Source organism: Marivita sp. (genome assembly GCF_020055635.1).
Lineage (GTDB): Bacteria > Pseudomonadota > Alphaproteobacteria > Rhodobacterales > Rhodobacteraceae > Marivita.
Map to the genome: position 1 here is coordinate 1 of NZ_JAIPUT010000126.1, position 5,062 is coordinate 5,062.

At 65.4% G+C, this 5,062-nt stretch carries 5 protein-coding genes; all 5 read right to left on the reverse strand.

Annotation, left to right across the window (positions count from 1 at the left end):
- On the reverse strand, positions 1-799 hold a 799-nt coding region (locus tag LCF60_RS23390), incomplete at its 3' end, for a WecB/TagA/CpsF family glycosyltransferase (RefSeq protein ID WP_292294941.1).
- Positions 799-1,677 (reverse strand): hypothetical protein, encoded by an 879-nt coding sequence (locus LCF60_RS23395; RefSeq protein WP_292294942.1) that lies wholly within the window; start codon positions 1,675-1,677, stop codon positions 799-801. The genes LCF60_RS23395 and LCF60_RS23390, both read right to left, overlap by 1 nt.
- A gap of 2 nt (positions 1,678-1,679) precedes the next feature.
- On the reverse strand, positions 1,680-2,783 hold the full coding sequence (locus tag LCF60_RS23400) for a Gfo/Idh/MocA family oxidoreductase (RefSeq protein ID WP_292294943.1): 1,104 nt from the start codon (positions 2,781-2,783) through the stop codon (positions 1,680-1,682).
- A gap of 182 nt (positions 2,784-2,965) precedes the next feature.
- Complete coding sequence (locus LCF60_RS23405) at positions 2,966-4,141, reverse strand: glycosyltransferase family 4 protein (protein WP_292294944.1); 1,176 nt, start codon at positions 4,139-4,141, stop codon at positions 2,966-2,968.
- Positions 4,142-4,280: 139 nt separating this feature from the next.
- The coding region (locus LCF60_RS23410) for a CpsD/CapB family tyrosine-protein kinase (RefSeq protein WP_292294945.1) at positions 4,281-5,062 on the reverse strand (782 nt) is incomplete at its 5' end.

The window sequence follows — 5,062 nt, forward strand, 5'->3', positions numbered from 1 at the left end:
ATCCCCCCGCGAACGGGTCCCGGTACAGCCCCAGCTTCTGCTTCAGCACCGCCCAGAGAAATGGCGGCTCGTGGATGACGTAGCGGTGGAACCGGGCGCGGGGTTCCTTCATCAGGCGGTAGAGCCACTCAAACCCCCATTCGGTGACCCAGACGGGCGGCCGGGCGAAGCCGCCGCTTTCATAGTCGATCGTGCCGCCCAGGGGCAGCCAGAGCCGCACACCGGGCATGCGGTCGCGGTAGCGCATGATGAATTTCTCCTGCCGCCCGCCCCCCAGCCCGACCAGGCAGACACTCGCGCCGCTGTCGTTGACGGCGGCGATCATGCGCTCGATCTCGGCCGGATCGCTCTCGAAATCGAAGGCGGGGGCGTCGGTGCCCACGATCATCCGGCGCCCGACCTTGTGGTTGATGTTGCCGGCCGCCCTTTCGGCGATACCGGGCTTGCCCCCCATCAGGAAGATCGTGACCGACGGGTCGTCGGCATAACGCATGTAGAAGCGCGGGAAATAATCCGACCCCGAGACCCGCTCGCGCACCGGGGTGCCGAGGAATTTCGTGGCGAAATACATGATCTGGCTGTCGCAGGTGATCACGTCGAACCGGTCCAGCAGGTCGTGAAACTCGCGGTCGGTCTGCAGCTTCATGATCATGTCCACATGCAGGGTCAGCAACACCCCTTCGCGGAGATGCTCCACGAGATCGTCCATGGAGATGTCATGCACCCAGGCATTGAGCATTGGCACCCGCTTCATGTACCCCAAACCGTCGGGCCATTCGACAGTGCCAGCCTCCACCATCACGCAGGCGCTCCCATGTACTTGTCGACCAGCGCTTTTGTCCCGCGGATATTGCCCGCGGAAGAGGCCCCGAAGACGATCGACTCCACCCCCGGCAACTCGCTGATCCAGTGGATCGCCTCGTCGGGCGGAATCGCGCCGGAGGCATAGACCGACATCGCCACCGCCCGCACCCGGCCGGATCTCAGCGCGTCGAGATAGGCATCAAAACCGCCCGACATGCGAAAGCCGATCTTGTTGATGTTGGCGCAGATGATCGGGCGTTCGATCCCCTCCTTTTCGAGGGCCTCCAGAAGCATGGGCATGTTCATGGTGATGAAGGCCGGCTCCACCCCGTATTTCGTGACCACATGATCGTGGAAGATGCGCAAGGCGCGGGTGAAGCCCATGCCCAGAAGCAGATCGGTGAAGACGTTCTGCACGAAGATCACCGGCGTCTGCAGGCCGTGGAACATCTTCATTTCCATGTCGATCAGCACCTTCGCGATCCCGTCCACCTCCTTGGTCGCGAGCGCCCGGCCCCCCGTGAGCGCGGTGGACAGGACGCCATCCGACGGCATGAAATGCCGCAGCGCCCCGACCATGCCGTGATCGGTCACCGCATTGGCGTATTTGTGGGCGTAGGGCATGCAGGGATAGAACCGGAAATCCGCGTAGCGCACGGGATCGGCACGCACCCTGTCGGCCACCTCGGTGATCCGGTCATGGGTGGTGCACATGAAGGTGCGGATGCCCTCGGCGTACGCGACATCCAGCACCTCCATGATCGCATCGGTCTTCTGGAAGCGCATGGCCTGGGCCCGCGCCTTTTCCTCGGACATGTGGTTGATGCCGAAAAACTGGTTGTCGCCGAAAAGCAGCCTGTCCATCTGTGCCATCGTCATGCCTTCCATGCGAACCAGCCGCGCTTGCGCGCGGGGGTGGGCCGGGCCGTGACCGGGGGGGCGCCCACGGGCTGTCCGGTTTCGGCATTCTCGATCATCATGGCCATGGTGCGGTCGGTCTGCGCCGCCGAGGCGAAATCGTTTTCCACCGCCTTGCCCTGCCCCTCTGCCACGGCCCCGCTGAAATCGGCCAGCTGTGCGGAGTATTCCTCGCCGCGCAGATAGAACCAGGGGTCTTCGGTCAGTTCGGTGGTGTATTTCACCGTCCAGCCCGCCTCAAAGCCGGGCAATGCCGGATCAGGTGCGCGCAGATAGACCTGGCATTCCTGCCGGTCGGCGAAAATCCGGCCATTGGTGCCGATCATGGTGATCCGGGTGGTCATCTTGCGGTGGCTCTCATCCGACCAGTTGACCGAGAGCTGTGCCGTCGGCCCCTCGTCCCAGCCGAGCGTCGCCGTCACCTGGTCGTCGATCCCGTCCGAGAAGATCGGCGTCAGAACCGAGCCCGAGGCCTGTGCGGGGGTCCCGAAAAACCAGTTGAGCAGATTGACCGGATGGGCGGCATAATCGTAAAGGCACCCGCCGCCTTCGGATTTCTGACTGCGCCAGGTGCTGCGCTTGGGGCGCAGAACGACCGGGCCATACGCCTCGGCCAGGACATGGGTGATCCGGCCCAGGGCGCCCGTGTCCAGGATACGCTTCATCTCGCGAAACGCGCCGACATAGCGGTAATGATAGCCCACCTGCGCGACCCGCGCCTTGTCGGCGGCCAGCGTCGCCAGCCGTTCGCTGTCGGCCCAGTCGAGACAGAACGGCTTTTCGCAGAAGACATGCAACCCGCGCTCCAGCGCCGCGGTGGTCATCGGCGCGTGCAGCCGGGATGGCGTGGCGATCACCACGGCATCGAGCCGCTCAGCGTCGAGCATCGTGTCGTAATCGCGGTAGATCGTGTTCTCGAGATTGCGGCCCAGCACATCCACCATGAACCCCGCGCCGTCGCAGGCAATGGTTTCAACCTGTGGATGAGCGTTGACCATGGCAAAATGTGACAAGCCCATCTTGCCGAGCCCGACAACGCCTATTCTGACCTTGTGGTCCATTCAGCATTCGATCCCTTGTTGTGCAGCCCGCCATCCGAACCGAGGTCATCACCGGAAGCATCTTGTCTGTGCAGCATCGCAATGGATTCTGCAACGCAGGGCAGACCCCGGGGCGGCAACTTTGCGGGGGCTGTGGCGTCATGCCCGAAAATTGGCGACCGCCGTCATCAGGCGGCGTGGGGTCAGGCGCCCGTGAAATCCAGCAAGGCCCGGCGTCGGCGGTCCGCCACCTGATCCCATCCATAATAGGGCGCATCCGCAAGCGCCTGTGCGCCCAGTGACCGGCGCAGGTCATCGTCTTCATGCAATCGGACAAGCGCCTCGGCCAGGGCCGTGCTGTCGGCCGGCGGCACGACAATGGCATTGGCCCCGTCCCTGGCGATCCAGCCGCCGCCCATCGGCGTCACGATCAGCGGCAGACCATACGCGGCGGCCTCGTAGGTCACCTGCGGTCCACCTTCCTCCAGCGAGGGAAAGACAAAGACATCCACGTCGCGGTAGACCTGCGTGATATCCCCGACATGCCCGAGAAACCTGACCGTATCCGGGATCCGGCCCAGAAAGCGGTCGCGCAGGTCCTGCGCCGCGATATGCCGCTCGACCTTGCCGGCGATCCACAGCTCGGCCGGCAACCCGGCCCGGCGCCAGGCCTCCATCAGGACATGCGCGCCCTTTCGCAGACTTACCGATCCCACATACAGAAACCGCAGCGGTCGCCCCGCGGGTCTGTCGGTGCGTTGCACGGGCGGACCGGAGGGAAGATACGTGCCGTAACTTGCCGGCAGGATCTCGGGACATGCGGGGGTCGTCTCCCGGATCGACGTCTCCACGAACGGGCCGGGCGCGAACACGGCATCGGCCAGACGAAGACGCTCTGCCTCACGCCCGAGCAGGGCTTCGGTGAATTGCGGGTAGCGGGGCGCCCCGATGCGGTCGCATTCGGCATCGAGGATCCGCTTGGCATAGGCGCTGTGCGTGTTGATGAACTCGACCACGATACGCCCGCCCCGGGCGCGGGCGGCCTCGGTTGCTCCGGTTGCTTCCTGCGAGGCGCCGGGCCAGAAATAGCACAGGTCGCCGGGCCGGACGGCCGCCACGGCCTGTGCCACGCTGCGCCGCTCCAGGATCGGGCGGAGCCGCGCGACCGAGGCCAGACGGCGTTGCAACCGCCGCGGCAGGACCATCGGCAGGGCCGGCGCCATGATCCGCGCCGGGTCGGCATGCGGATAGGCGGCGGTGTGAACCGTGACGGGCAGGCCCTGCCCGGGCCAGGGCGCGCAGATCGCGTAACAGGTTCTCGGGGGGCCGCCGCCCCAGAAAACTTTCGGATAGAAGACAAGCACGTTCGGCTGTGACATCGGAAGACCGGTTTATGACAGACAGGAGATGAAGCGACCTCCGGTCATCATGACCGGCCCTGCGCAAGCCCGCAACGCGGCAGGGGAAGACCCCGCCCGGAAGGCCGCCATGGCTCCGCGGACCGGCGGTCGGGGCCGGTCAGTAATAATAGTAGTTATAACCGTCGCTTTCGCTGGTATAGCGGCACTTGTTCAGGACGATCCCCATCACGTTGGTCAGTTCGGCCACCTGCCGTTCGGCCTGGTCGACGAGGCTCGTCGGGGTGGATTCGGCGGCGGCGATGATCAGCGCGCAATCGACATTCTGCAGAAAGGCGATGTTGTCGTCGCTGACATTGAGCGGCGAGATGTCGAAGAACACGAGGTCGGGTGCGTAATCCTGCTCGATCGCGTCCAGCCCGGCACGGGCGGCACGGCTCAGCAACAGTTCCGACGGGCGCATGGCGGCGCCGCGGTTGAGGCCGAAGGCCACGCGCTCGCCGAGGCGCATCCCGTGATCGGCAAAGCGCACCCGGCCCTCCAGCACATCGGCCATGGAATGGTCGACCGTCTGTCCCAGCACCCGGTGCAGGTTCGGGCGGCGCAGATCGAGATCGATGCACATCACCCGCATGTCGTGCTGGCGCTCGAAACTGAAGGCCAGGTTGGCCAGCGTGGTGGTCTTGCCGGCCGCGGGATCGGGCGAGACGATCGCGATCCGGCGCCAGCCATTGCTCTGGGCCTGATGCATGATCTTGGTGCGCAGAAGGTCGTAAGGGGCCGCCGCGTGCCCGCTTTCGACCGCGACCACCCGGTTGCGCTTGAGGGTCTCGATGTCGCGCCTGATGGGGGCCAGCGCCTGCCAGCCCTCGTCGACCTGCGCGTCGCGAGGCGCTGCGGCCGCATGATCGGTGCGCGTGGTGCTGCCCCGCTGGCGTTCAG